The organism is Nocardia goodfellowii (assembly GCF_017875645.1).
Lineage (GTDB): Bacteria > Actinomycetota > Actinomycetes > Mycobacteriales > Mycobacteriaceae > Nocardia > Nocardia goodfellowii.
Map to the genome: position 1 here is coordinate 2,436,924 of NZ_JAGGMR010000001.1, position 24,939 is coordinate 2,461,862.

Annotated in this window: 27 protein-coding genes; 14 read left to right on the top strand and 13 right to left on the bottom strand. The window is 67.5% G+C overall.

Translation table 11 applies throughout. The features are described 5' to 3' along the window. Positions 1–23: 23 nt before the first annotated feature. The 5 genes from BJ987_RS10785 to BJ987_RS10805 form a co-directional block, all read right to left on the bottom strand. On the bottom strand, positions 24–839 hold the full coding sequence (locus BJ987_RS10785) for a prolipoprotein diacylglyceryl transferase (RefSeq protein ID WP_209887640.1): 816 nt from the start codon (positions 837–839) through the stop codon (positions 24–26). Further along, positions 839–1,396 carry a hypothetical protein gene (locus BJ987_RS10790; protein WP_307869565.1) on the bottom strand — a complete coding sequence of 186 codons (558 nt, stop codon included), beginning with the start codon at positions 1,394–1,396 and terminating at the stop codon, positions 839–841. Before BJ987_RS10790 ends, BJ987_RS10785 begins: the two co-directional genes overlap by 1 nt. Before the next feature lie 152 nt (positions 1,397–1,548). Further along, positions 1,549–1,788: a hypothetical protein gene (locus BJ987_RS10795; RefSeq protein ID WP_209887643.1), complete on the bottom strand. Its 240-nt coding sequence runs from the start codon at positions 1,786–1,788 to the stop codon at positions 1,549–1,551. Between the two features lie 107 nt (positions 1,789–1,895). After that, a complete protein-coding gene (locus BJ987_RS10800) occupies positions 1,896–2,147 on the bottom strand; it encodes a hypothetical protein (RefSeq protein ID WP_209887646.1) in 252 nt (83 codons plus the stop codon). A gap of 145 nt (positions 2,148–2,292) precedes the next feature. Next, on the bottom strand, positions 2,293–2,751 hold the full coding sequence (locus BJ987_RS10805; RefSeq protein WP_209887650.1) for a MarR family winged helix-turn-helix transcriptional regulator: 459 nt from the start codon (positions 2,749–2,751) through the stop codon (positions 2,293–2,295). A 74-nt stretch (positions 2,752–2,825) separates the two neighbouring features. Here BJ987_RS10805 and BJ987_RS10810 point away from each other — a divergent pair, with 74 nt between their 5' ends. The 4 genes from BJ987_RS10810 (at position 2,826) to BJ987_RS10825 (ending at position 7,206) form a co-directional block, all read left to right on the top strand. Beyond that, positions 2,826–4,262 (top strand): MFS transporter, encoded by a 1,437-nt coding sequence (locus BJ987_RS10810; RefSeq protein WP_209887653.1) that lies wholly within the window; start codon positions 2,826–2,828, stop codon positions 4,260–4,262. A gap of 67 nt (positions 4,263–4,329) precedes the next feature. After that, the gene (locus BJ987_RS10815) at positions 4,330–4,926 is read left to right on the top strand and encodes a CHAP domain-containing protein (RefSeq protein WP_209887656.1); all 597 of its coding nucleotides are present in this window, start codon (positions 4,330–4,332) and stop codon (positions 4,924–4,926) included. Between the two features lie 249 nt (positions 4,927–5,175). Beyond that, entirely contained in the window at positions 5,176–6,306 is a 1,131-nt protein-coding gene (locus BJ987_RS10820) for a hypothetical protein (protein ID WP_209887659.1), read from the top strand. Positions 6,307–6,510: 204 nt separating this feature from the next. Further along, positions 6,511–7,206, top strand: coding sequence for a DUF1906 domain-containing protein (locus BJ987_RS10825; RefSeq protein ID WP_209887662.1), 696 nt, complete (start codon positions 6,511–6,513; stop codon positions 7,204–7,206). A gap of 150 nt (positions 7,207–7,356) precedes the next feature. On the opposite strand, the gene BJ987_RS10830 is transcribed toward BJ987_RS10825, so the two are convergent. Together BJ987_RS10830 and BJ987_RS10835 are read right to left on the bottom strand one after the other, a co-directional pair. Further along, positions 7,357–7,713 (bottom strand): hypothetical protein, encoded by a 357-nt coding sequence (locus BJ987_RS10830; protein ID WP_209887665.1) that lies wholly within the window; start codon positions 7,711–7,713, stop codon positions 7,357–7,359. 100 nt (positions 7,714–7,813) lie between these two features. Next, positions 7,814–8,602, bottom strand: coding sequence for an Rv1157c family protein (locus BJ987_RS10835; protein WP_209887667.1), 789 nt, complete (start codon positions 8,600–8,602; stop codon positions 7,814–7,816). Between the two features lie 384 nt (positions 8,603–8,986). Between BJ987_RS10835 and BJ987_RS10840 the strand changes: the two genes are divergently transcribed. After that, complete coding sequence (locus tag BJ987_RS10840) at positions 8,987–10,237, top strand: mannosyltransferase (protein WP_209887670.1); 1,251 nt, start codon at positions 8,987–8,989, stop codon at positions 10,235–10,237. Here the strand turns inward: BJ987_RS10840 and BJ987_RS10845 are convergent. Together BJ987_RS10845 and BJ987_RS10850 are read right to left on the bottom strand one after the other, a co-directional pair. Continuing rightward, complete coding sequence (locus BJ987_RS10845; protein WP_209887673.1) at positions 10,167–10,472, bottom strand: 4a-hydroxytetrahydrobiopterin dehydratase; 306 nt, start codon at positions 10,470–10,472, stop codon at positions 10,167–10,169. The two genes, BJ987_RS10840 and BJ987_RS10845, sit on opposite strands and share 71 nt — an antisense overlap. Positions 10,473–10,493: 21 nt before the next feature. Continuing rightward, a complete protein-coding gene (locus tag BJ987_RS10850; RefSeq protein WP_194815335.1) occupies positions 10,494–10,670 on the bottom strand; it encodes a hypothetical protein in 177 nt (58 codons plus the stop codon). A gap of 146 nt (positions 10,671–10,816) precedes the next feature. Here BJ987_RS10850 and typA point away from each other — a divergent pair, with 146 nt between their 5' ends. The 6 genes from typA to BJ987_RS10880 all read left to right on the top strand — a co-directional run bounded on the left by typA (position 10,817) and on the right by BJ987_RS10880 (position 17,686). Then, complete coding sequence (gene typA, locus BJ987_RS10855; protein ID WP_209887676.1) at positions 10,817–12,715, top strand: translational GTPase TypA; 1,899 nt, start codon at positions 10,817–10,819, stop codon at positions 12,713–12,715. An 85-nt stretch (positions 12,716–12,800) separates the two neighbouring features. Further along, entirely contained in the window at positions 12,801–14,546 is a 1,746-nt protein-coding gene (locus BJ987_RS10860; RefSeq protein ID WP_443677974.1) for an ABC transporter family substrate-binding protein, read from the top strand. 13 nt (positions 14,547–14,559) lie between these two features. Then, positions 14,560–15,456, top strand: a complete 897-nt coding sequence (gene mshB, locus BJ987_RS10865) for an N-acetyl-1-D-myo-inositol-2-amino-2-deoxy-alpha-D-glucopyranoside deacetylase (RefSeq protein WP_209887682.1) — start codon at positions 14,560–14,562, stop codon at positions 15,454–15,456. 91 nt (positions 15,457–15,547) lie between these two features. Beyond that, on the top strand, positions 15,548–17,026 hold the full coding sequence (locus tag BJ987_RS10870; RefSeq protein ID WP_209887685.1) for an amino acid permease: 1,479 nt from the start codon (positions 15,548–15,550) through the stop codon (positions 17,024–17,026). Between the two features lie 28 nt (positions 17,027–17,054). After that, positions 17,055–17,213, top strand: coding sequence for a hypothetical protein (locus BJ987_RS10875; RefSeq protein WP_209887688.1), 159 nt, complete (start codon positions 17,055–17,057; stop codon positions 17,211–17,213). Continuing rightward, complete coding sequence (locus BJ987_RS10880) at positions 17,210–17,686, top strand: hypothetical protein (protein ID WP_209887691.1); 477 nt, start codon at positions 17,210–17,212, stop codon at positions 17,684–17,686. The genes BJ987_RS10875 and BJ987_RS10880 overlap by 4 nt, the downstream gene beginning before the upstream one ends. A gap of 15 nt (positions 17,687–17,701) precedes the next feature. Here BJ987_RS10880 and BJ987_RS10885 read toward each other — a convergent pair whose 3' ends face one another. Both BJ987_RS10885 and BJ987_RS10890 read right to left on the bottom strand, forming a co-directional pair. Then, positions 17,702–19,204, bottom strand: coding sequence for a PH domain-containing protein (locus tag BJ987_RS10885; RefSeq protein WP_209898174.1), 1,503 nt, complete (start codon positions 19,202–19,204; stop codon positions 17,702–17,704). Between the two features lie 50 nt (positions 19,205–19,254). After that, a complete protein-coding gene (locus tag BJ987_RS10890) occupies positions 19,255–19,752 on the bottom strand; it encodes a PH domain-containing protein (RefSeq protein WP_209887694.1) in 498 nt (165 codons plus the stop codon). Between the two features lie 293 nt (positions 19,753–20,045). Here BJ987_RS10890 and BJ987_RS10895 point away from each other — a divergent pair, with 293 nt between their 5' ends. The 3 genes from BJ987_RS10895 to dapC all read left to right on the top strand — a co-directional run bounded on the left by BJ987_RS10895 (position 20,046) and on the right by dapC (position 24,226). Next, entirely contained in the window at positions 20,046–22,580 is a 2,535-nt protein-coding gene (locus BJ987_RS10895; RefSeq protein ID WP_245366810.1) for a bifunctional FO biosynthesis protein CofGH, read from the top strand. A 216-nt stretch (positions 22,581–22,796) separates the two neighbouring features. Then, positions 22,797–23,117 (top strand): ferredoxin, encoded by a 321-nt coding sequence (gene fdxA, locus BJ987_RS10900; RefSeq protein WP_194815326.1) that lies wholly within the window; start codon positions 22,797–22,799, stop codon positions 23,115–23,117. Next, positions 23,114–24,226, top strand: coding sequence for a succinyldiaminopimelate transaminase (gene dapC, locus BJ987_RS10905; protein ID WP_209887697.1), 1,113 nt, complete (start codon positions 23,114–23,116; stop codon positions 24,224–24,226). The genes fdxA and dapC overlap by 4 nt, the downstream gene beginning before the upstream one ends. Here dapC and BJ987_RS10910 read toward each other — a convergent pair. Then, a complete protein-coding gene (locus BJ987_RS10910; RefSeq protein ID WP_209887700.1) occupies positions 24,223–24,387 on the bottom strand; it encodes a hypothetical protein in 165 nt (54 codons plus the stop codon). The genes dapC and BJ987_RS10910 overlap by 4 nt on opposite strands. A gap of 19 nt (positions 24,388–24,406) precedes the next feature. Next, positions 24,407–24,817, bottom strand: a complete 411-nt coding sequence (locus tag BJ987_RS10915) for a hypothetical protein (RefSeq protein WP_209887703.1) — start codon at positions 24,815–24,817, stop codon at positions 24,407–24,409. Positions 24,818–24,939 lie beyond the last annotated feature (122 nt).

A 24,939-nucleotide genomic window follows, 5' to 3' on the forward strand; every position in this document is an offset into this window, starting at 1 on the left:
GAGGCGTGCGACGAGCCGGTCGCTCAGGACGGGCCGGTGGTCAGCAATTGGTTGAAGAAGGCGCGGTAGCCGCGGAGGGCGTGCCGGAGGTCTTCGGTATCGGCTTTATCGGTCCAGCGGTCTGCCAAGGATTGTTTGCGTTCGGCGTAAGTGGCGGTGAGGTGGTCGATGGTTTCCGAGACCAGTTCCTGGGCTCGGGTGACGGCGTCGTGGGGGTTGTCGACGAAATTGCCCTGGAGTTCGCGCCATTCGGTGCGTAGTCGGTCGATCTCGTCGTCAGCGAACAGCGGGCCGCTGGCATCGCCGTCGGATTCCGCGGATACGGGCTTGGTTGTGTCGGATCCGGCGGATATCGGCCCAGCGGTTTCCGATTCCGCGGATGCGGGCCTGTCGCTTTCGGATGCCGCGTACGCGGTCCCGGCCGTTTCGGATTCCGCGGATGCGGGCCTGGCTGTGTCGGATCCGGCGAATGCTGACCCCGATGTGCCGGATTCAGCGGATACCGGCTCGCGCCTTTCGGATTCGGCGGTCGCGTCGTAATCATGATCCGGCTGAACGGCCAGGTTTTCCTGGGTTTCCGCTTCGTGGCGATACTGTGCCTGATCCGGCCGCTCGGTGGATTCCGATTCGGTGGCCGACTGGGATGTAGCGGTCTGCGGTGTCTCGGTTGATCCCGATTCGGCGGTCTCGTCGGAGCGGTGCGTGCCGGACCACCGGTCCGGGTCGTCACCGGGCATCGGCTGGTCTTCCTCGGCGTCATGGGGCTTGGTGTAGGTCGAATCATCTGCGGGTGTATCGGAATCCGAGGGCTGGACGCCGTGGACGTGCTTGGTGCTCATTACTTCAGGTCCTTACTGTGCTGGGAGTGGCCGTTCATCAGGTCTTGGAAGAGTTCGCGATAGTGCACGATCGCGGTCCGCATTTCCTCGGTGGAGGCGCCGTTCTCGTCGCGACGCGTCGCGATCTCGTGCGCGGCCCGGTAATGGCCGAGGGTGGCGGCGTGCTCCACCGACAGGTCCGCGACCTGCTGGTCATAGCTTTCGGTGGGGTAGCCGCGTTCGGCCATGATGGTGGTGACGAGCCGGTCGGCGGCCACCACGGCCTCGGCCGGATGGTCGACGAACTGTTCCTGGACTCCCGCCCACTCCGTCAGGTACTGCTCTTTGCGTTCTTGCGGGAGTTCCCGCAGCTCGAGTTCGGAGTGACGGCGTTCCCGCTGCGCCAGTTCACGTTCGGCGGCTTTACGATCCTCGGTTTCCTGAAGGGTCCGGTCGTATTCGGGCCCGAACTTCTCCCGGAGCCGTCGCCGGCGCAGCATCGGCCAAACCAACAGGCCTAACAGCGCGAGGACGACTATCACCGCGATAACCACCACTGCCAACATTCCGGAAGACACCGCATTCTCCTTCGACGAGCGTCTGGTGTTCCGGTAGTGCCTCGGGAACGGCAGCTCAAACGTCGGTTACGGCAGCGGTGCGAAGCAAAATGGGCCGGTCGCAGTGCGAAATAGGGCTTCGCCGTAGCGCGAAGCCCTCAGTTGCCGGTCAGCTATCGGCTGGCGAGCCGCTGGATGCGTTCCCGCACCCGCGCCTCGTCGACGCCCAGTCGCGCGCAGGCGCGGGCGAGGTCGACGGCTGGAAACGCCTGTGGCGCACGGCCGCACGCGTCGACGACGGCGACCGGACGGCCTTCGCTGGTCAGGATGACGCGCTGCCGTTTGCTCGCGTCGACGAGCCAGCCGACCCCTTTCAGGGATGCGGTGGAGACCGGAATTCGTAATGGGCCCATGGTGTTCAGTGAACCCGAGAATCGCGGAAAAGACACGTCTAAAGCCGGAATAGGTACTGGTGGGGCTATCGGTGCGGGAGTTCAATCCGCCTGGGGGACTGGATGTCTCAGCGCCAGGCACCGGTCCACCGCCGCTTCGCCCAGCGGCGCAGCTTCGGGCTGACGAGCAGCGCGGGAAACAGCAGGACACCGGCCAGCAACATGCCGACCAGAATCACACCCGCGAGTAGTTCGCCGAGAGCTTGCAGGGCGGCCGGGATTACGCATGCCGCGGCCACGATCGCGAGCACGATGGCGGCGGTGGCGTGGCCGGAATCGGCGAGAATCGCCGCCGAGGTGCCCAGGGCCGCCGCGATCACGAGGCCTAGGACACCGAGGAGGTAATTGTCCCAGGAAAGCCAGGTAGAGGGTTTTGTGCTGCGGTGCTGTCCCACCGTGCCCAACCTAGCGGGATCCGCCGCGGACACAACGGGTTCGTACCGATTGTCCGCATCGATGTCCTCCCTATGGCCGGGGCCAGGGGTTGTTCTCCTTCGCCTCGATGGAGGCATTGAATCGTGCGACGAGTTTGCTCAGCTGTTCGACATCGGCTTCGTCCCAGTCGCCCACGACGGCGCCGATGCCTTCCCGGCTCTGCGCGCGATCGTGGGCGAGCAGCTCCAAACCCTTGGCGCTGGCCTGGATTTTGCGGGCGATCCCGCCGTCCGGGTCCGTAACCCGTTCCACCAGGCCCTGTTTCAGCATCGCGCCCACCTGCCGATTGATCGTGGAGACATCGAGCTGGAAGGCTTCGGACAACTCGCGCAGGCTCAACGATCCGTCGAGTTCGAGCCGGGTCAGCAGGAGGTAGGCGGAGCGGTCGAGCCGGAAGCCGGGCCGGCGTAGCACGGTGCTGGGGAAATGCCGGGAGAGCAGGGTCATCTCGTAGACCAGGCGCGGCAGCGCCGGCGGCTCAGCGGACATGGCACCACTATGTCGGCCGCGTCACGCCGATAGCAAATTGTGCACAATACATAGGATGTGTACCGTACACATGCATGACCATTGCCGAATCCAGCGCGGACACCAGCGAATCGAGTTCGGGAACTCCGCGCCCCAAGCCGGCGGTACTCATCGCCACCCTCGGCATGGTCGGCGTCGTCGTCTCGCTGATGCAGACCCTGGTCATTCCGATCATTCCGTCGCTGCCGACGCTGCTGAACACGTCGGCGTCCAACGCGTCCTGGGTCATCACGGCCACGCTGCTCGCGGGCGCGGTCTTCACTCCGATCAGCGGCCGGCTCGGCGACATGTTCGGCAAGCGTCGCGTGCTCTTCGTCAATCTGCTCTTCCTGATCGCCGGCTCGGTGGTGTGCGCCAGCTTCTCCTCGCTGCTGCCGGAGGTCATCGGACGCTCGCTGCAGGGCGCGGCGGTCGGCGCCATCCCGCTCGGCATCAGCATCATGCGTGACGAACTGCCTGCCGAGAAGGTCGGTTCCGCGATGGCGATCATGAGCGCCACCCTGGGCGTCGGCGGCGCGATCGGCCTGCCGGTCGCCGCCGCGATCGCGCAGAACGCCGACTGGCACATGCTGTTCTGGACCGCGGCGGGCATGGGCGTGCTGTGCGCGGCGCTGGTGTTCTTCTTCGTTCCCGAGTCGCCGGTGCGGACTCCCGCGCGGTTCGATTTCGGTGGTGCCGTTGGCCTTTCGATCGCTCTGCTGGCGCTGCTGATCGCGATTACCAAGGGCGCGGACTGGGGTTGGGCGAGCGCGTCGATTCTGACGCTGTTCGCGATCGCGCTGGTGGTGTTCCTCGGCTGGGCCTACTACGAACTGCGCCAGGCCGCCCCGCTGGTCGACATCCGCGTGTCGGCGCGCCCGCGGGTGCTGTTCACCAATATCGCCTCGATCGCGGTCGGATTCGCGCTCTACGGCATGTCGCTGACCTTCCCGCAGCTGCTGATGGCGCCGGAGGAAACCGGCTACGGCTTCGGGCTGTCGATGGTGAACGCCGGACTGGTGATGGCGCCCACCGGACTGGTCATGATGCTGCTGTCGCCCGTCTCGGCGCGACTGTCGGCGGCGCGCGGCCCGAAGGTGACCCTGATGCTAGGTTCCGCCGTGATCGCGGCCGGTTACCTGCTCGCCGTGGTGCTGATGGACAGCGTCTGGCAGATCATGCTCGCCTCGATCATCTGCGCGGGCGGCGTCGGCCTGGCCTACGCCGCGATGCCCGCGCTGATCATGGGCGCGGTGCCGATCACCGAGACCGCCGCCGCCAACGGGCTCAACTCGCTGATGCGCTCCATCGGCACCTCGACGTCCTCGGCCGTGATGAGCGTGGTGCTGGCCCACATGACCATCCAGCTCGGCGCGCACGTGCTGCCCTCGCGGGAGGGTTTCCACACCACGTTCTTCATCGCGATGGCCGCCGCTGTCGTGGCGATCGCGCTGACCGCGTGCATTCCGATGGGCAAGAAAGCGGCGTCCTGACGGGAACCGTTCGTCTCCTCCGTTCGTCTTAGATGGTGACGGGGGTTCAGCGGAGGGCCGGGGGAACATGAACAAGCAGAGAGTCGGCCTTGTGCTCGGGTCCGCCATCGTGGTGGCCGCGCTCGTTGCCGCCGCGGTACTGGGGCTGCGCCTCTGGCAACAGCATTCGGCCGAATCCGCGGTGGTCGGGGAGAATCTCACCGAATTCCCGGCTATCGACACCTCGGCTCTGAGCGCCGACCAGGCCCGGCTGATCACGGTCCTGCGGCAAGAGTTCGAGGACCCGGGTCCGGGCACGAAATACGCCGAGGGCCCCGTGGAACCGTGGTGCGCGGATTTCGTCAGCTGGACCATGCGCGAGGCCGGTCTCCCGCTGGCCAACCCGAACTCCGGATCCTGGCGCATTCCCGGCGTGTACACGCTGCAGGAGTACTACCAGAGCACCGGCAGATTCACCGGGCTCGCCGGTTATCAGCCGCGCGTCGGTGACGTGCTGCTCTACAGCGACGCCAGCCCGTTCACCCAGCACACCAATATCGTGCTGGCCTACGACGACGGCGTGGTCACCACGATCGGCGGCAACGAATTCGACGATGTGCGAATCAGCCGTTTTGTGATCGGCGACGTACCCGGCGTGGTCGGACTTGGCAAGTTGCATAGTTGAACCGTCGGAAACGGTGAAAATCGTTGCTACTCACTACGAATGCTCGGCGCGCGGGCAATCGGCGAGTCTTCGCCCGCGCCTTACCATGGAGTAGGCGGCGCCCGGCAGCGCTGTCGACTAGGGGCCCTGTCCTGCTACCCCCTCATCAGCAGGACAGGGATCCCGTCCTGTGCAGGGCGGCGCAAGGTTCCCGACACCTCGTTCGCGTAGCGTGTCCGGTGTCCGTCTTCAGGTAAGGGTTCCGGAACATTGCAGCCGATCGCCATCAACGAAGGTTCGACCTGGATCGATTACGCCGAATTCGGCGAGCGTTTCGTCGCGCAGGCGGTGACGCGCGATCGCATCGTGGCCGCGGTGGCCGGAATGGCCGGGCGCGGGATGAGTATCGGCCCGTACTCGCTGGGCCCCGCGGGTTTGGCCGGGTTCGTCGCCGAGGGCAAAGTGGGCGAGCCCGTCGTGTCGCGCCAGGATCCGCACGTCATCTACCAGGTCACCGTGCCGCTGTCGCTGGCGGTGAAAGTCTTGCTGGGTGGCCAGAAACTGCGGCTGACGGCCGTCGTCGACATCGATCTGGCCCTGCACGCGCGCACCGCCGCCCCGGTGCTCATCGTCATCGACATCCCGCCGGTGACCGCCGGCGATGTCAGTATCGTGCTGCGCGCCCAGGCCATCGCCGCCTCGTGGGAGTGGCTGCTCGGGCCGCTGGCCGGCGTGGTGCAGAACGAGGTCGCCAAGCGGGTGAACGCGATCCTGTCCGAACCGCAGGCGCGGCGCGGGCGGGTCTTCGACGTCGAGGCCATCGTCGGCGGCACCAAGTCCCCGCACCGCGACCGGACCGAGTTCGACTGGATCGACTACGGCGAATTCGGACATCGCTTCTTCGAACACATCGTGACCCGGGACCGGGTTTTCGAGGTCGTGCGCCGGATGGCGGGTCGGCCGATCGAGGTCGGACCGCTGCGCACCGGGCCCGGAAAGAAGGCCACGGTGCAGGTGCGGGGCTCGATCCAGGAGCCGGAGCTGACCGAGTGCACGGTCGAGGAAATCTCCTTCGATCTGTTGCTGCCGGTAAGCCTGGAAATAACCGTCGACGTCTTGAAATCCAACAGATACCGGGCCGATGTACGCATTCCGCTGGTGCTGACCGCCCGTGCGGCCGACCCGCTGGCGATCGTCATCGATGTCGACCCGCTCGCCGTCGAGGACATTCAGCTGGAGTACAAGGCCGAGGGCATGCGCGCCGCCACCCTCGGTGCGCTGGCGGGGATCAAGAAACAGGTGGTAGCCCAGGTCGCGGGTGTGGTACGTAAAGAATTGGCGGACGCTTCGGGCCGCACCATCGATGTCGCGGGGCGCATCGGGGGCATGACCACCCGCTAGTTACCGGTGGGACTCATGTGGTGAGTGTGTCCGATGAGCCTGGCGGTTCCCCTGTGAATGTGGTGAAATAAGTACACGTTCGAGGCTCCCGGCGCGCGGCTGCAGGAATGTAGCCACCTTGGGGAAGGTGCGCCGGGCACGCTGCCCATAAAGGTGCGCGATTTCGGCCCGCGCACCCCTGCGGTTTGCGAAGGAGTCTGCGTAATGGATTTATCCCGGCGTTCCCTTTTCACCTGTGCCGCCGCCGTGGCCGCGGTGGGTTTGGCCGCACCGCGAGTCTCCGCCGAACCGCTCGGCACCCTGCTCGATTACGCGGGCGGCGTGCCGTCGGCTGAGGCGATCATGCAGGCCGGGCATCTCGGTGCCATCCGATACGTGTCCGATCGCCGCCCCGGCGCGGAATGGATGGCGGGCAAACCTCTGCTCGCCGGTGAAGCCGAGGCGTTGCGCGCCGCGGGCCTGCAAGTCGTCTCCTGCTACCAATTCGGCAAGGGGCCCACCGCGGACTGGCGCGGCGGGTTCGAAGCGGGTCAGCGGCATGCCGAGCGTGGTTTGCAACTGCACCTAGAGGCTGGCGGTCCGCCTGATCGAGCGATCTACGCCTCCATCGACGACAATCCCAGCGCCGAGGACTTCGACGCCATGATCCGGCCGTACCTGGAAGGCTGGGAATCGGTCATCGGTCACCAGAACACCGGCGTCTACGCCAACGCTCCCACCATCGACTGGGCCCTCGCCGCCGGTCTCGGTTCCTATTTCTGGCAGCACAATTGGGGCACCCCGGCGGGTTATGTGCATCCCGCCGCGCACCTGCACCAGTTCGAAATCGATAAACGGGTGGTCGACGGCATCGGCGTCGACCTCAACCACATCCTGGCCGAGTCCTACGGGCAGTGGTGAACGAGGCGGAATGCTGGAAAGGACTGGTCGGCCAGCTCGGCGGCCGCCTGCGATTCGGTCCGGCAGTGATGCGTGCTCACTCCGTCGAAAACCACGCTGGGAAAGAGCTTTTCGCCAGGGGTTTCACCCGGTGCGCGGAGCGCAACCGCACTAGGTCTGGCTGTGGCTCAGCGGGGCGACGCGCAGGTCCGGTTCGTCGGGGACCACGCGCAGGTTCGGGCGGGAGTCCGGCGCTCGGTGATCACCGCGCCAGGAGAACAGCGACCAGCGGGACAAGCCGGAGAAGGCGGAACCGAGGCTGGTGAAGGAGAACGACGAGATCGCCGAGCCGAACGATCCCACCGAACCGATGGACAGCACCGAGCCGACCGAGCCGATGGACAGGATCGAGTAGGCGGACCCGATGGAGAGGATGGAGCCCTCGGACCGGATGGACAGGATCGACCGATGCGATCGCCTGCTCCGGATCGAGTGGCCGGGGCGCAGTAGTTCGTCGACAGTCGCCATGACTCGGGTCTACCACAGTGCGGCGGGATCTTCGGGGTATCGACGGATGCGGAGACGACGAAGCCCGGCGATCCGCGGACCGCCGGGCTTCGGGCAAATATCAGGCGACGTGGAAGAAGCCCAGCATCGGCAGGAACGAGCAGGTGCGCGGCTCCGCGTCGGCGGCCTGGGTGGTCAGCGAACCGCCCACCACGGCGACGACGCGGCCGGAACCGGTGTCGGCGATGGCCGAGAGGGTGGCCGGGCCTTCCGGGTTGATCTTGGCGTCGTCGGTGAGGTTCTGCACGCCGGACTTGCCGGTGTTCAGGTTGATCCACTGCACCGTCATCGGCGGGTTCTGCACGGCGGTCGGCGCTTTGGTGCCGAGCGCGGTGAACACGAAACCGGTCTGGCCGGCCTTGGGTCCGGGCGGCGGCAGCTGGGCCGGGCCGGGCACCGCGAGCGCGGTACCGACCGAGTCGGCGGAGGAGCTGATGCAGCCCTTGCCGATGCTCGGGTACAGGAACTGGGCGATCACCGGGCCGTCCTGCGGGAGGGTCGGGCCACCGCCGCCGCTACCGTCCAGGAAAGTAATGATGCGTTCCAGGGTGGCCTTGATCTGCGGGGGCAGATTCAGGGTGGCCAGCAGGGCGCGGGCCTGCGCCAGGATGGCGGCCTGCGGGCCGCCCTGGGCAATGTCTTTGGCTGGGCCGGTGATCGAACCGACGATGGCCGGAGTCAGCGCGGCGAGCGCATCCACCGGAACGCCCTCGGGCACGATGGGGATGTCGTTCGAAACCGCGGTGGACGCGGGCGCCGGGGCCGCAATAGCGGTGGGCGCAGCGAGTGAAGCACTCGCGGCCAGGGCGAGAGCGGTCAATGCGATCCGCGATCCTCGGTTGCGAAGCACTGGTCTAGCCGTCCTTACCTTCGGGTACATCTGGAGCGACGGGGTGAAAACCCATCGTTTCGGGGTCACTCTAGGGACAAGGTCACCGAGTTGTACAGCTGCGGTGTCCGAGTGGTGCGCGTTGGACGAACAGTGTGATCAGAACCTAGCGCTATCTGGTGTTACTGGAGTGATGTGTGATGCAGATGTTATCAGCAATTACGGGGGCCGAGGATATAGGCCGGGCATCACTATAGGGCCCTGATGAGTGGTCCTACCGGGGCGTCCTGCCTTGTGGGCCTACGCGCTGCGGTTAATGTAGTCGGAGTTTTCAGACCCTGCCGCCGAACGCCCCGAACATCCCGCGGGAGCAACACAGCCCGCACCGAATCGAAAGCCTGCGAAGTGATCCCAGAGAGCGAGCGTCCGGCCGCCGCCACCCGCCTGCGCTGGGCGGTATCGGCGCTCGTGCTGTCCGTACTGGCGCGCCTGCTGTGGATGTTGCTGTCGGAGAACGGGATGAACCTCGTCGACTTGCACGTCTACGTCGACGGCTCGGCCTCGCTGCTCACCGACAAGCTCTACGACTACACCTACTCGGAGAAGACGCCGGACTTTCCGCTGCCGTTCACCTACCCGCCGTTCGCGGCGCTGGTGTTCTACCCGCTGCACTTCCTGCCGTTCAAGGTGATCGCGATCGGCTGGCTGCTGGCCACGGTGGCGGCGCTCTACGGCATCGTGCGAATCAGCCTGGAGTTGCTGCTGGGTAAAGAGCGGATGCGCGAAACGGGTTGGCAGGCAGCGGCTGTCGGCTGGACCGCGGTGGGCGTGTGGCTGGAGCCGGTGCGCACCACCATCGACTACGGGCAGGTGAACGTCTTCCTCGTGCTGGGCGCCATGCTCGCGGCCCGCAGCTCGCGCTGGTGGGTTTCGGGCGGGCTGGTCGGCATCATCGCGGGCATCAAACTGACGCCGGCGATCACCGGCCTGTATCTGGTGGCGCGGCGGCGCTGGGGCGCGGCGGTGTGGTCGGCGGTCGTCTTCGGCATGACCGTCGGCATCAGCTTCCTGATCAACCGCCATGAGGCCGAACGCTATTTCGGCACGCTGCTCGGCGACGCCGACCGGATCGGCCCGGTCGGTTCGGTGTGGAACCAGTCGATGCGCGGGGCGCTGAGCCGCATCGTCGGCTACGACGTGCAGACCGGACCGTGGTATCTGGCCGGCGTGCTGGTCATCGCGGCGCTCGGATTCTGCGCCTGGCGCACCCTGGGTCCCGACGACCGGCTGGGCACGCTGATCATCGTCCAGCTGTTCGGACTGATGATCTCGCCCATCTCCTGGTCCCATCACTTCGTGTGGTTGCTGCCGACCGTGTTGTGGCTGGTACACGGTCCGCTGCGGCGGGCGCCGGGCGCGCGGATCCTGGCCGGATTCTGGTTGCTCACCATGCTGGTCGGCGTGCCGTGGGTGCTGTCGTTCGCGCAGCCCTCGATCTGGGACGTGTCCCGTCCGGGCTGGCTGGCCTGGCTGGGCGCGGTCGACCTGTTCGGGGTGCTGGTGATGTTCGTCTGGGTGATTTGGGTCAGTCGGTCGAATCCGACTGCGCGGCCAGTCGATCGATTTCCCGAGCCAGCGCGATATCCAGGGCGGTGAGGCCGCCCGCGTCGTGGGTGGACAGCGCGAAGGTGAGTTTGCGCCAGCGGATATCGATATCGGGGTGATGATTCATCGTCTCGGCGATGTCGGCGACTTGGCGAACCAGCTCGATGCCGGCCAGGAACGCGGGGGCCTGGACGGTGCGGGTGATGGTGTCGCCGGAGCGGGTCCAGCCGGTGAGGCCGGCGAGCGCTTCGGTGAGTTCCGCGTCGGAAAGCAGTGGGGTGCTCATGCCCCGGTTCTACCCAATTCGCTACGCGGCGCGCGCCAATTTCAAGGCTTTCTTGAGGTCTTTGCCACAGCAACCCGCGGCTTCGGCCTTCTTCATCCGCATGATGACAACAGGGCATTTGATGCAGCGCGTCTTCTTACGGCAGCATTTCTTCTTCGGTTTCAGCTTGGAAACCTTCTTGGCTTTCACCTTGCCCACGTTGGTTAGCATACCCTAAGTGAGGGAGCGGACGCGGAGGGGACACGTGATTGCCGGTAAGGTAGCACCTGGCCGCGAGCCCCGGTGAGATTTCTTCGCTCCGTGTGAGGGCCGGCCGACCTACACCAACAGCAGGAGGATTCAGCGTGTCGTCTGCGCGCGATTTTCGCAACGTCGCCATCGTGGCCCACGTCGACCACGGCAAGACGACGCTGGTCGACGCCATGCTGCGGCAGTCCGGCGCGTTCGCCGAACGGGCCGAGCTGGTCGACCGAGTCATGGACTCGGGCGACCTGGAACGCGAGAAGGGCATCACCATTCTCGCCAAGAACACCGCGGTGCACCGCCACCACCCGGATGGTTCCGTCACCGTCATCAATGTGATCGATACCCCAGGCCACGCCGACTTCGGTGGTGAGGTCGAACGCGGCCTGTCCATGGTCGACGGTGTCGTGCTGCTGGTCGACGCGTCCGAGGGCCCGCTGCCGCAGACCCGCTTCGTGCTGCGCAAGGCGCTGGCCGCGAAGCTGCCGGTCATCCTGGTGGTGAACAAGACCGACCGCCCGGACGCGCGCATCGCGGAGGTCGTCGAGGAGAGCCACGATCTGCTGCTCGACCTCGCCTCCGATCTCGACGACGAGGCCGCCGAAGCCGCCGAACTGGCGCTGGACCTGCCGGTCCTCTACGCCTCCGGCCGTGCGGGCAAGGCCTCCAAGGAGCGCCCGGAGAACGGCTCCGCGCCGGACGCCGAGAACCTCGACGCCCTGTTCCAGGTCCTCCTGGAGAACATCCCGGCGCCCAAGGGCGATCCGACCGGCCCGCTGCAGGCGCACGTCACCAACCTCGACGCCTCCAACTTCCTGGGCCGCCTCGGCCTGGTCCGCATCTACAGCGGCGAGCTGCGCAAGGGCCAGAACGTGGCCTGGATGCACGCCGACGGTGTGAAGACCGTCAAGATCACCGAGCTGCTGCAGACCATCGGCGTGGAACGCCAGCCCGGCGAGGTCGCCGTGGCCGGTGACATCGTCGCCATCGCGGGCATCCCGGACATCATGATCGGCGACACCCTCGCCGACGTGGAGAATCCCGTCGCGCTGCCGCGCATCGCGGTCGACGAGCCGGCGATCTCGGTCACCATCGGCACCAACACCTCGCCGCTGGTCGGCCGGGTGCAGGGCCACAAGCTGACCGCCCGCATGGTGAAGTCGCGCCTGGATCAGGAACTGATCGGCAATGTGTCGCTGCGCGTGCTCGACATCGGCCGCCCGGACGCCTGGGAGGTGCAGGGCCGCGGTGAGCTGGCGCTGGCCATCCTGGTGGAGCAGATGCGCCGCGAGGGCTTCGAGCTGACCGTCGGCAAGCCGCAGGTCGTCACCAAGAACATCGACGGCAAGGTGCACGAGCCGTACGAAGAACTGACCATCGACTGCCCCGACGAGTACCTGGGCGCGATCACCCAGCTGCTGGCCGCCCGCAAGGGCAAGATGGTGCAGATGAACAACCACGCCGCCGGCTGGGTGCGGATGGAGTTCATCGTGCCCTCGCGCGGCCTGATCGGTTTCCGCACCGACTTCCTCACCGAGACCCGCGGCACCGGCATCGCCAACGCAGTCTCGCACGGATACGCGCCGTGGGCCGGTGAGATCCGCGCCCGCCACACCGGTTCGCTGGTCTCCGACCGTGCGGGCACCGTGACGCCGTTCGCCATGATCCAGCTGGCCGACCGCGGCCAGTTCTTCGTGGAGCCGGGCGCGGACACCTACGAGGGTCACGTCGTGGGCATCAATCCGCGCGCCGAGGATCTCGACATCAACGTCACCCGCGAGAAGAAGCTGACCAATATGCGCAGCGCGACCGCGGACACGTTCGAGACCATGGCCAAGCCGCTGCAGCTGGATCTGGAAAGCGCGATGGAGTTCTGCGCCGGCGACGAGTGCGTCGAGGTGACTCCGGAAATCGTGCGGGTGCGCAAGCTGATTCTGGGCGCCACCGAACGCGGTCGTGAACTGTCGCGGCGTAAGGCTCGGGACCGGGCTGCCCTGTAGTGCTGAGGCCCGGCGCGGCAACGGGTTCCACACGTCGTCTAGTAAGGTGCGGCGTGTGAGCCCGGGGGCAAAACGACGCGCTACGATGCGCGCGATGGCGATGCTGGTGGCTGCCTCGGTGACGGTGCTCACCGGATGTACCGCGAACCCGCCGCCGCCCATCGAGAGCACCGACAGCCCCAAGACCACGCCCGCCAAGCCGGGCAAGAACACCGTCGTGGTGGCCATCGACGACATCGGGATCGGGTTCAACCCGCACCTGCGGTCGGATCAGTCGCCGGCCACGGCCGCGGTGAGTTCGATGGTGCTGCCGAGCCCGTTCCGTCCGGTGCCCAGCACCACCGCGCCGGGCGTGACCGACTGGGTGGCCGATACGGCCCTGGTCACGTCGGCCGAGGTCACCGCGCAGGAGCCGTTCACCATCACCTACGCGCTGCGCAATCAGGCGAACTGGTCCGACGGCGCACCCATCGCCGCCGAGGACTTCCGGTTCCTGTGGCAGCAGATGATCACCCAGCCCGGCGTGGTGGATCCCGCGGGCTACCGGTTGATCTCGGATGTCGACTCCTCCGACGGCGGCAAGACCGTCAAGGTGACGATGACCCAGGCCTATCCCGCGTGGCGGGAACTGTTCGCGAATCTGCTGCCCTCGCATCTGCTCAAGGACTCGCCGGGCGGTTTCACCAATGGCCTGGTGGAGCGAATTCAAGTGTCGGGCGGCAACTTCCGCATCAAGTCGGTGGATCGTGGCCGCGACGAGATCCTGCTCGAGCGCAACGACCGCTACTGGGGCACACCGGCGGCGCCGGATCAGATCCTGTTGCGCCGCGGCGGAACTCCCGCGCAGCTGGCCGATTCCCTGCGTACCGGGGACGCGCAGATGACCCTGGTGCACGGCGGGGTCGCGACGCAGGCGCAGCTGGCGGCGATCCCGTCGGTGCGGACCGCGATCATGGCGCAGTCGCGGCAACTGCAACTCGTGCTGAACGCGCGGGGCGTCGGTGATCTGAGCGACAACCGGGTCCGCCGTGCGGTTTTCGCGCTCCTCGATCCCGCGTTGCTGGCCACGGTCGGCGCGCAGACCGGCGGCTGGGTGGATCCGGTGCGAGCGCAGATCCTGAGCCCGTCCGATCCCGGTTATGCCCCGACCGCGCCGCCGCGGCTTTCCGCGGACGAGGCGTTCGGGCTGCTCGGCGAGGCCGGATTCACGCGGGCGGCGGAATCACCGGTCGCGTCCTCGCCGTCCGCGCCCGCGCCGCAGCCCCGGCAGCTCACCAAGAACGGTAAGGCCCTGGCCATTCGGATCGGGGCGGTGACCGGGGACGCGACCACGCTCGCGGTCGCCAATACCGCCGCCGACCAATTGCGCAGCGCCGGCATCGATGCCACCGTGCGCAGCCTCGCCGCGGACGCGCTCTACGGCAAGGAACTGGTCGAGGGCGGCGTGGATGCGATCGTCGGCTGGGCGGTGGCCGGATCCGATCCGGCGACGGTGCTCGCCTCCCGCTACGGTTGCCTGCCGGTGCCGGACGCGACCGCCGACAGCACAGCGTCTCAAACGTTCGAGGCGATGCGCCGCGCGCCGAGCAATCTGTCCGGGGTGTGCGATGCCGCCCTGCAACCCGCCATCGATGCGGCGTTGCGCGGTATCGACGTGCCCCAGGCGCTCACCGAAGCCGAACCGGCGCTGTGGAACTTGTCCACCGTGCTGCCGATCGTGCAGGACAACGTGGTCGCCGCCGCGGGCCCGCGTGTCGACGGCGCGTCGCTGAGCGGAGCCATTCAGGTCGGTGTCTTCGGTGACGCGGCGATGTGGCGGAGAATTCCGTGACCGAGGCGCAGTCGTGACGGGTGGTTTGTTGCTGGTGCACGCGCATCCGGACGACGAATCCATCACCACCGGTGGCACTATCGCGCACTACCGCCGCCGCGGCGTGCCGGTGACCGTGGTGACCTGCACCCTGGGTGAGGAGGGTGAGGTGATCGGGGACGAGTGGGCGCTGCTCGGCGTCGACCACGCCGATCAACTCGGTGGCTACCGGATCGGCGAATTGTCCAGGGCCCTTGCCGCTTTGGACGCGGGCGCGCCCCGCTTCCTCGGTGGCGCCGGGCGCTGGCGGGATTCCGGGATGGCGGGCACGCCGTCGGCCGAGAACCCCAGGGCTTTCGTCAATTCCGGTCCGGCCGCGGTGGACGCGCTGACCGAGATCGTGCTGGAGCTGCGTCCCGACGTGGTCGTCGGCTACGACCCGAAGGGTGGCTACGGGCACCCGGATCATATTCGGGCACATGAGATCACCACCGCCGCTGTGCATGCCGCGGCCGAAAAGGGCTGGGACACACCGAAGTTCTATTGGACGGTGACCGACGCCGACATCCTTCGCCTGCATACCACCGCGCTGGCCCGGCGCACCGTCGAAGGACTGCCCGGTGCGCTGCCGCCCGGGTGGCGGCTGCCCGCGGCCGATGAGCTCGCCTGCGTGCCGAGCCGGACCGTCACCGCGACCGTCGACGTCTCCGATGTGCTGGCCGCGAAACGGGCCGCGTTGCGCGCGCACGCGACTCAGGTCACCGTCGCCCCGTCGGGTCGCGAATTCGCGCTCTCGAACAACATCGCTCAGCCCGTCCTGCCCGAGGAGCACTACGTGCTCGTGCGCGGTGAACGCGGCCCGATCGGCGCCGACGGTCGCGAGCACGACCTGTTTGCCGGTATTGCCCGATTCGGAGACATCCGCCGGTAGATGCCGGTAACTGGGCGTCTGCTGAGTTACTGTGAGCACCGGGTAGGGTTCGTTCGTTCACAGACGTTCGACGCGGAGGAATGCACGTTTCATGACGGCAGTCGGCGACAACGAGACGAACCACCTCAGCGTCGAGGATCACGGCTATCACAAGAGCCTCAAGCCGCGGCAGCTGCAGATGATCGCGATCGGCGGAGCCATCGGCACCGGCCTGTTCCTGGGCGCGGGCGGCCGGCTCGCCAGCGCCGGTCCGGGCCTGTTCCTGGTCTACGGAGTCTGCGGTGCGTTCGCCTTCCTGATCTTGCGGGCCCTCGGCGAGTTGGTGCTGCACCGGCCGTCCTCCGGATCGTTCGTCTCCTACGCGCGTGAGTTCTTCGGCGAGAAGGCCGCGTTCGTGGCCGGGTGGATGTACTTCCTGAACTGGTCCATGACCGGCATCGCCGACACCACCGCCATCGCGCAGTACTTTCACTACTGGGCCGGTTTCTCCAGCATCCCGCAGTGGGTGCTGGCGTTGATCGCGCTCGTCATCGTGCTCGGCATCAATCTGATGTCGGTGAAATGGTTCGGCGAGATGGAGTTCTGGGCCGCGCTGGTCAAGGTGTTCGCGCTGAGCGCGTTCATCATCGTCGGCACGGTCTACCTGCTCGGCCGGTTCACCGTGCAGGGGCATCCGACCGGCGTGTCCGTGGTCGCCGACAACGGCGGGCTGTTCCCCACCGGGCTGCTGCCGCTGGTCGTGGTCACCTCCGGCGTCGTGTTCGCCTACGCGGCAGTCGAACTCGTCGGTACCGCGGCGGGGGAGACCGAGAACCCGGAGAAGATCATGCCGCGGGCCATCAACTCCGTCATCTTCCGCATCGCGATCTTCTACGTCGGTTCCGTGGTGCTGCTCGGTCTGCTGCTGCCCTACACCGCCTACAAGGCCAGCGAGAGCCCGTTCGTCACCTTCTTCGCCGCCCTCGGCGTCCCCGGCATCGGCAGCGTGATGAACCTCGTGGTGCTCACCGCCGCGTTCTCCAGCCTCAACGCCGGGCTCTACTCCACCGGGCGGATCCTGCGCTCCATGTCGATGAACGGCAGCGCGCCGAAGTTCACCGGCGTGATGGGCAAGAACGGCGTGCCCTACGGCGGCATCATGCTCACCAGCTTGATCGCGCTGTTCGGCATCGCCCTGAACGGGATTGTGCCGGACCAGGCGTTCAACATCGTGCTGAACCTGGCCTCGCTCGGCATCGTCTCCTCGTGGGCGACCATCGTGCTGTGCCAGCTGCAGTTCTACCGTTGGTCCAAGCAGGGCAAGGTGCGGCGGCCGTCGTTCCGGATGATGGGCGCTCCCTACACGGGCCTGCTGACCCTGGTCTTCCTGTTCTTCGTGGTCGTCCTGATGGCCTTCGACCACCCGGTCGGCAGCTGGACCGTAGGCGCCCTGGTAGTGATCATCCCGGCCCTCGTCCTCGGCTGGTTCGCCGCCCGCAAACGCGTCCTGGCCATCGCCGAACAGCGCGAAGGCCCCACCGGCCAGTTCCCGGTCGTCGCCAATCTCCCGATGGACGGCGAGCCCCGCTGAGCAATCTTCCGGCCGTAGACTCGCCTACGTGTACAACTGGGACCTGCAGCACGCCATCGCGGCCTTCGTGGACAGCATGCGCCCCTATGGGGCGGCGCAGCACGAGCTGTACATGCACGCCCTGTACGCGTTCGTGGACACGCAGAGCCACTTGCTGACTCTGCTCGGCTCTCCTCCGGTTTCGTGACCACAACCGTGCCCAAACGCGCTGACGCCGCCGCCGACCCGGCCGAGCGGGCGCCTCGCGGGGTCCTGATGACAGTGCTCGTGCTGAGCGGCCTGTTCACACTCGCCGTCGAGGTCCTCTACCTGCCCCTGTATCTCGGCCGTTCCGGCGTGCCCGCGCCGGAGCCCGCGGTAGTCGCCGCCGGCCTCGCGGTCGCGGGCACCGGCGGCGCGACCCCGTTCCCGATCACGGCCCTGGTGGCGGCGGTGCTGAACGTCCTCCTGGTCGCCGCGATGGGAACGCTCACCTCGCGTCTGCGCATCATGCTGCTGCCGCTGCTCGCGTGGGCCTTCGGGTTCTTCCTCTGCTCCATTCCGGGTCCCGGCGGCGACCTCATGCTGCTGAGTGACTGGCCCACGCTCGTGTTGCTGCTGGGCGGCACTATCCCGCCGCTGCTCTACGCGGTCTTCCGCTGGAATCCGGTGCGGGAGTAGAGAACCGCGCTGCGGTTATCTATCAGCGACGCGCGGCCCGAGGCGGCCGGGCGTCACGGCTTCGATGAGCGGCCAGGCCTGGTCGACGGGAATGTCGATGACCGCGTAGCGCTTCTTGCCCGCCGCGGCGGCGGCGATGACGGTGGCGACTCCCGAGCGTCGTTGCCAAAAAGACTGCCGCACAGTCCATCCGATGATGCCCGGCGCCTCCAGGCAGTCGCGGGCGCGGTCCAGCGAGCCGGAGCGGGTGATCAGCCAGGTGGGTGTGGTGGCGGTCGCGGGGATCACGGTGTGGCCGAGGCCGCGATACCGGTCCTCGGCGAGGGCGGCTCCGGCCAGCGCGAGGAGGCCGGTCGGCAACCACCACCAGGGCGAGAAGTGAACTCCGGCAACGCTCGCGGCGAGCAGGACGGCGACCGCCAGGAACGCCGGGGTGAGCGCTCGGGTGTATCTGCGGCGACGGGCGACGGGTCCGTGCGAGATCAGCGGCGCGGTGCCCTGCGCAGTGCTGCGCGGTCCGGCTGAATCCGCCTGTGGTGCGGCGTTGTCCGCGCCCGGCGGGCCGGGTCTCGGGGCCAGCAATTCCGCGAGTGTGCGTTCGACAGCGGCGCGCGGGGCTTGGGGGAGAAGTTTCAGCTTCGGTTTCTCGCCGACCATGATCGCTTCGAGTTCCGCGGCGCCGGCGAGCCGCAGTAGCAGTGGTTCTTTCACCGTGGCGCCGCGGAAGCGCGCCAGGTCCATGGTGATCTGACGGGTGGTGAACAGCCCGTGGCGTAGGTGCAGTGTGCGGCCGTCGGCGAGGATCTTCAGCCCGTGATAGGTGCTGAGATATCTGGCCCAGGCGGCGAGACTGACGATCAGAACGATGGCCGCGAGCAAGGCGAGGGCCGCGAGGATCAGGACGGCCACACTGCCGTCCTCGAGCCGCTGTGCCGCCTGCGATTTGAACAGCACCCTGCCCAGGCCGTACTGGAACGCCAAGCCCACCGGGGGAGCCACAACCGCGAACCCGGTCAGCGACAGTGGGGCGTAGCGGGCCCAATTCGGTTGCCAGTAACCGATTTCCCGCTGGGAGCGCGGCGGCTCGGCCGTAACGGGTTGTGCTGCCGTACTTCGCGCGGTGTGTGCGAGCAGATCGGCGCGCAGGCCCGGCACCACACGGGCATCGAGCGCGTCGAGTTTGAATTTGTCCTCCCGGTCCGCGGTCTTGCCGGTCCCGATCACCACTACGGCAAGCCCGAGCGCCCGCCGCAGCAGATCAGCCTCGATATCGACCGATCGGATCCGCGACCGCGGCACCGACAGTCGCTTGCGCTGGATCAAACCGGTGCGCAGTTCCACTTCCGCGTGCCCGACCCGGTAACTGGTGGTGAACCATCGGGTGAGCGCGAACAGCACGATCAACGTCAGCGGCACCAGACTCCACAGATGATTTCCGCTGCTGGTGCCGAGCAGCACGGTGCCGATCAGCACCGGGATGAACTTCACCAGTTCGGTGACCGGATGCACCAGCAGCATGCGCTTGTCGAGACGCTGCCACGCGGGCTCGGACAGGATCGGTTCGGAACTCACGTAGCGTCCCCGCGATGCTGGGCGGCGATCTCGGTGAGCCGCTGCACGGTCTGCTCGGCGACCGGCAGATCCAACGCGGAGATGTGCACCGCGCCCGCGGCGGAGGCGGTCGTGACGGTCACCGTGGCCAGTCCGAGCATTCGCTCCAGCGGACCGCGCTGAGTGTCCACGGTCTGGACGCGGGAGATCGGCGCGACGCGACTCTCCTGGGTCAGCCAGCCGACCCGGGTGTACACGGCTTCCTCGGTGACCTCCCACCGATGCACCGCATAGCGCCACAGCGGCACCACCACGACGGTGAGGACCGCGAGCACCACAGCGACGCTCAGTGCCGAGAGCGCCGGACCCCGGCGGTCGGCGTCGACCGCCGCCCAGACCGTCAGCGCGACCACCGGAACGACCCACCCCGCGGCCACCTGCGATGCCCACAGCAGTCGCGCCTTGGGACTCGGACGCCAGGCGGGATCGGCCATGACCGTACGCGGCAGCGACATCTTGCCATCTTGCCCGAAGTTCGTCGGTCCCGGACGCCACGCGGACGACGTGCAGGGAATAAGGACGCGCGCAGGCGGGGTTGTCCCGCTCATGACCGGGGCTCGCGCTTCCGGGTTCGGTGACTCACGAGTAGTCGAGGGAGACAGTCCGGGATGGGTAGCGCATGATCGAGGGCGTGAGTGAGCGCAGCGAACGAACCAAGGGCGGCGTGAGTGAGCGCAGCGAACGGCCCGAGAGCACAGCGGAGCTGGCCACACCGAGCGTTCCACCCGCACCGCCCACGCCGTCGGCGATGCGGCGGGCATTGCGGCGCGCGCGGGACGGCGTGACGCTGAACGTGGACGAGGCGGCCGTGCTGCTGCACGCCCGGGGCGAGGATCTGGCCGACCTGTGCCTGAGCGCCGCGCGGGTGCGGGACGCGGGCCTGGAGTCGGCGGGCCGGCCGAAGACGATCAGTTATTCGCGCAATGTGTTCATCCCGCTGACCCGGTTGTGCCGGGACAAGTGTCACTACTGCACGTTCGTCACGGTGCCGGGCAAATTGCGCGCCGAGGGCAAAGGCATGTTCCTGGAGCCCGACGAGGTGCTGGAGATCGCCCGCCGCGGAGCCGAACTGGGTTGCAAGGAGGCGCTTTTCACCCTCGGTGACCGGCCCGAGGATCGCTGGCCGGAGGCCGCTCAGTGGCTCGACGAGCGCGGCTACGACTCGACCCTGGACTACCTGCGCGCCGTGTCGATCATGGTGCTGGAGGAGACGGGTCTGCTGCCGCATCTGAATCCGGGCGTGATGAGCTGGGAGGAGATCTCGCGGCTCAAGCCCGTGGCCCAGTCCATGGGCATGATGCTGGAGACCACCGCGGCCCGCCTGTTCACCGAGAAGGGCAACTGCCACTACGGCAGCCCCGACAAGGATCCCGCGGTGCGGCTGCGTGCCATCACCGACGCGGGCCGCCTGTCGGTGCCCTACACCACGGGCATCCTGGTCGGCATCGGTGAGACGCTGACCGAGCGGGCCGAGTCGATCATGGCGATTCGCAAGCAGCACAAGGCTTTCGGCCATATCCAAGAAGTCATCATCCAGAACTTCCGGGCCAAGGACGACACCGCGATGCGCGATGTGCCCGACGCGGGCATGGACGAGTTCCGCGCCACCATCGCCGTGACCAGGCTGCTGCTGGGACCCGATGTGCCGGTGCAGGCGCCGCCGAACCTGGTGTCGCACGAGGAATGTCGCGCGCTGATCGACGCGGGTATCGACGACTGGGGCGGCGTCTCGCCGGTGACCCCCGATCACGTCAACCCGGAACGTCCCTGGCCGAACCTGGACACGCTGCGTGAGATCACCGAGGCGGCCGGTTACCAGCTGGTCGAACGGACTTCCGCGCATCCGAAATACGTACGCGCGGGCAATCCCTGGGTCGACCCGCGCATCGGCGCGCACGTCGCCGCCCTCACCGATCCGGACACCGGTTTGGCCGACCCCGACGCCATACCCCGCGGCCTGCCCTGGCAGGAACCGGACGAATCCTGGGAGTCCGCCGGTCGCGTCGACCTGAACACCTCGATCGATACCACGGGCCGCAACACCGAGTCCCGCAGCGATTCCGGGCTCGGGCAGGACATCGTCGGCGCCTTCGGCGACTGGGAGACCATCCGCGAGCAGGCGCGTGATCTGGCCGTCACCGCGCCGGAACGTCTCGACTCCGACGTGCTGGCGGCCCTGCGCGCCGCGGAGCAGGACCCGGCCGGCCTCACCGACGACGAGTACCTCGCGCTGGCCACCGCCGACGGCGCGAACCTGGAAGCCGTTGCGGCACTGGCCGATCAGCTGCGCCGCGACGTCGTCGGTGACGATGTCACCTACGTGGTGAACCGGAATATCAACTTCACCAACATCTGCTACACCGGCTGTCGCTTCTGCGCCTTCGCCCAGCGCAAGGGTGACGCCGACGCGTTCACCCTGAGCACCGACGAGGTCGCCGACCGTGCCTGGGAAGCCCACGTCGACGGTGCCACCGAGGTCTGTATGCAGGGCGGTATCGACCCCGAACTGCCGGTGACCGGGTACGCCGATTTGGTTCGCGCGGTGAAGAAGCGGGTGCCGTCGATGCATGTGCACGCCTTCAGCCCGATGGAGATCGTCAACGGCGCCTCGCGCGGCGGCCAAAGCATCCGCGATTGGCTGGTGGCGTTGAAAGAGGCTGGGCTGGACACGATTCCGGGCACCGCCGCGGAAATCCTGGACGACGAGGTGCGCTGGGTCCTGACCAAGGGCAAGCTGCCGAGCTCGGCCTGGATCGAGGTGATCAGCACCGCGCACCAGATCGGGCTGCGGTCGAGTTCGACCATGATGTACGGCCACGTGGACAATCCCAAGCACTGGGTCGGGCATCTGCGGGTGCTGAGCGAAATCCAGGACCGGACCGGTGGTTTCACCGAATTCGTGCTGCTGCCGTTCGTGCACCAGAGTTCGCCGCTGTACCTGGCGGGCGCGTCCCGGCCGGGCCCGACGATCCGCGACAACCGGGCCGCGCACGCGCTGGCGCGGATCATGCTGCACGGCCGCATCGACAACATCCAGACCAGCTGGGTGAAGCTCGGCACGGCAGGCACCCGCATGATGCTCAACGGCGGCGCCAACGACCTCGGCGGCACCCTGATGGAGGAGACCATCTCCCGGATGGCCGGTTCCCAGCACGGCTCCGCCAAGACCGTCGCCGAACTCACCGACATCGCCACCGGCATCGGCCGTCCGGTCCGGGAACGCACCACCGTCTACGGCAAGGTCGACCGGGCGAATACCCCGCTGCCGTTGACGGTGGGATAGCCGAATACCCACATACTGGACGGCAGGCGACGGATCGAGTCCGGCGGCACTAGGATCTAGGAGTTGGACGTCGGTGTGGACGGGGCGGCTTCAGCACCGGTAGCGGGGGCCGAGCAGGCAGGTTAGGGCAGACTGACCGGTAGTAACGTGGGGTATCCCGATAGGGTTTCGCAGGCGGACCATCCCCGCAGGTGAGGACAGACTAGGAGAACGGCAGTGCCGTACATCATCGCTGAACCGTGCGTTGACGTGAAGGACAAGGCATGCATCGAGGAATGCCCCGTGGATTGCATCTACGAGGGTGGTCGCATGCTGTACATCCAACCCGACGAGTGCGTGGACTGTGGTGCATGTGAACCGGTGTGCCCGGTGGAGGCGATCTTCTACGAAGACGACACCCCGGATCAGTGGAGCGGCTACGTGAACGCCAACGTCGACTTCTTCCACGAGCTGGGTTCCCCGGGCGGCGCGACGAAGGTCGGCGCGGTCGATTACGACCCGCCGTTCATCAAAGAACTACCTCCGATGGCGGAATGAGACCACGGCGCGGCCGGGTCAGCAGTCTGCTACCCGACTTTCCCTGGGACACCATCGCCGCCGTCAAGGCGAGAGCGGCGGCCCATCCCGATGGCTTGGTCGATCTCTCGGTCGGCACGCCCGTCGATCCGGTGGCACCGCTTATCCGGGTCGCTCTGAATTCGGTGGCGGAATTACCGGGCTACCCGACCACGCACGGCACCCTGGAGTTGCGGGCCGCCGCGGTGGAGGCGATGAAGCGCCGCTTCGGCATCACCGGCGTCGACCAGTCCGCGGTACTGCCGGTCATCGGCACCAAGGAGTTGATCGCGGGCCTCCCTCGGCTGCTCGGCCTGGGCGCGGGCGACCTGGTGGTCATCCCCGAGGTCGCCTACCCGACCTACGAGGTCGGCGCCCTGCTGGCGGGAGCGCAGGTGCTGCGCGCCGACGGGTTGACCCAATCGGGTCCGCAGACCCCGGCGCTGATCTACGTGAACTCGCCGTCGAATCCCACCGGCCGGGTGCTTCCGGTCGATCATCTGCGCAAGGTGGTGGCCTTCGCCCGCGAGCGCGGCGCGATCGTGGCCTCCGACGAGTGCTATCTGGGCTTGACCTGGGAGGGCCGCGCGGTCTCCATCCTCGACCCCGAGGTGTGCGACGGCGACCACACGAATCTGCTTGCCATCCATTCGCTTTCGAAGACGTCGAACCTGGCCAGTTACCGCGCCGGGTTCGTGGCGGGTGATCCGGAACTGGTCGCCGAACTGCTCGAGGTGCGCAAACACTCGGGCATGATGCTGCCGCTGCCGATCCAGGCCGCCATGACGGCCGCGCTGAGCGACGACGCGCACGAGGCGCAGCAGCGGGAGCTGTACCAGAGCCGCCGCGAGATACTCCGAAACGCCCTGCGGGACGCCGGTTTCCGCATCGATCACTCCGAGGCGGGGCTGTACCTGTGGTCCACGCGGGGCGAGAACTGCCGCACGACCTTGGCGTGGCTGGCCGAGCGCGGCATCCTGGCCGCGCCCGGCGATTTCTACGGCCCGAACAGTCACGAGCATGTGCGCATCGCGCTGACGGCTACCGACGAACGTATCGCCACCGCCGCGCGGCGGCTCTCGGCGAGCTAGCCGGTCGCAGGTTCCGATCCGTCGGCGGCTCGCGCCCGCGACACCCGGATCACCCCGGCGTCCAAGTCGAGCTCGACGCCGGGACGAACCTGTCCATTGCTGTCTTCGCTGCCCTCGTCGGCCGGCTTCTGGCCACCGAACAGCTCACCCATGATGCCCATGGCACCACCCTAGCGGCGTTCAGCGCAGCGCCGGGTCGCTGACCTTGTCGCTGCTCCCGGCGGCCGCGTAGACCCGGTCCTGCAGGTCCAGCACCAGGTTGCCCGGCTGCACCTCGACGAAGGTCCGGCTGATGACCCCGCCCTGCGGGCACCACACCGCCACCTCGTGCGTGCCGGGCTTCAAATTGCCGATGACCATGGTGCCGGAGGGATGCATGCTGATGCTCTGGGTGTCGGGGGTGCCGAAGCTCGGGTCGATATTGCAGCGGTCCGCCGGATACTGGGTGCCGGTGACGGTCACCTTCACCCGCTCCCGGCCCGCCACGACCTGGGCCGAACCCCAGTGGTCGTCGGCCTGAGCGAGGGCGGGCGTAGCCAGTAGCAGCGATCCGGCAGAGAGAACAGTGGCGAGAATTCGCACGGAAGTCATGGGATGAGCCTAAGTGCCACATGATCACCCACGCCACCCCGGGCGTGCCGGTAGCCGCCCGACACGCGATCTCGAGTGCGCGCAACCGCCGCGCGCGGCCCTCGCCCAGGGCTAACCTGAGT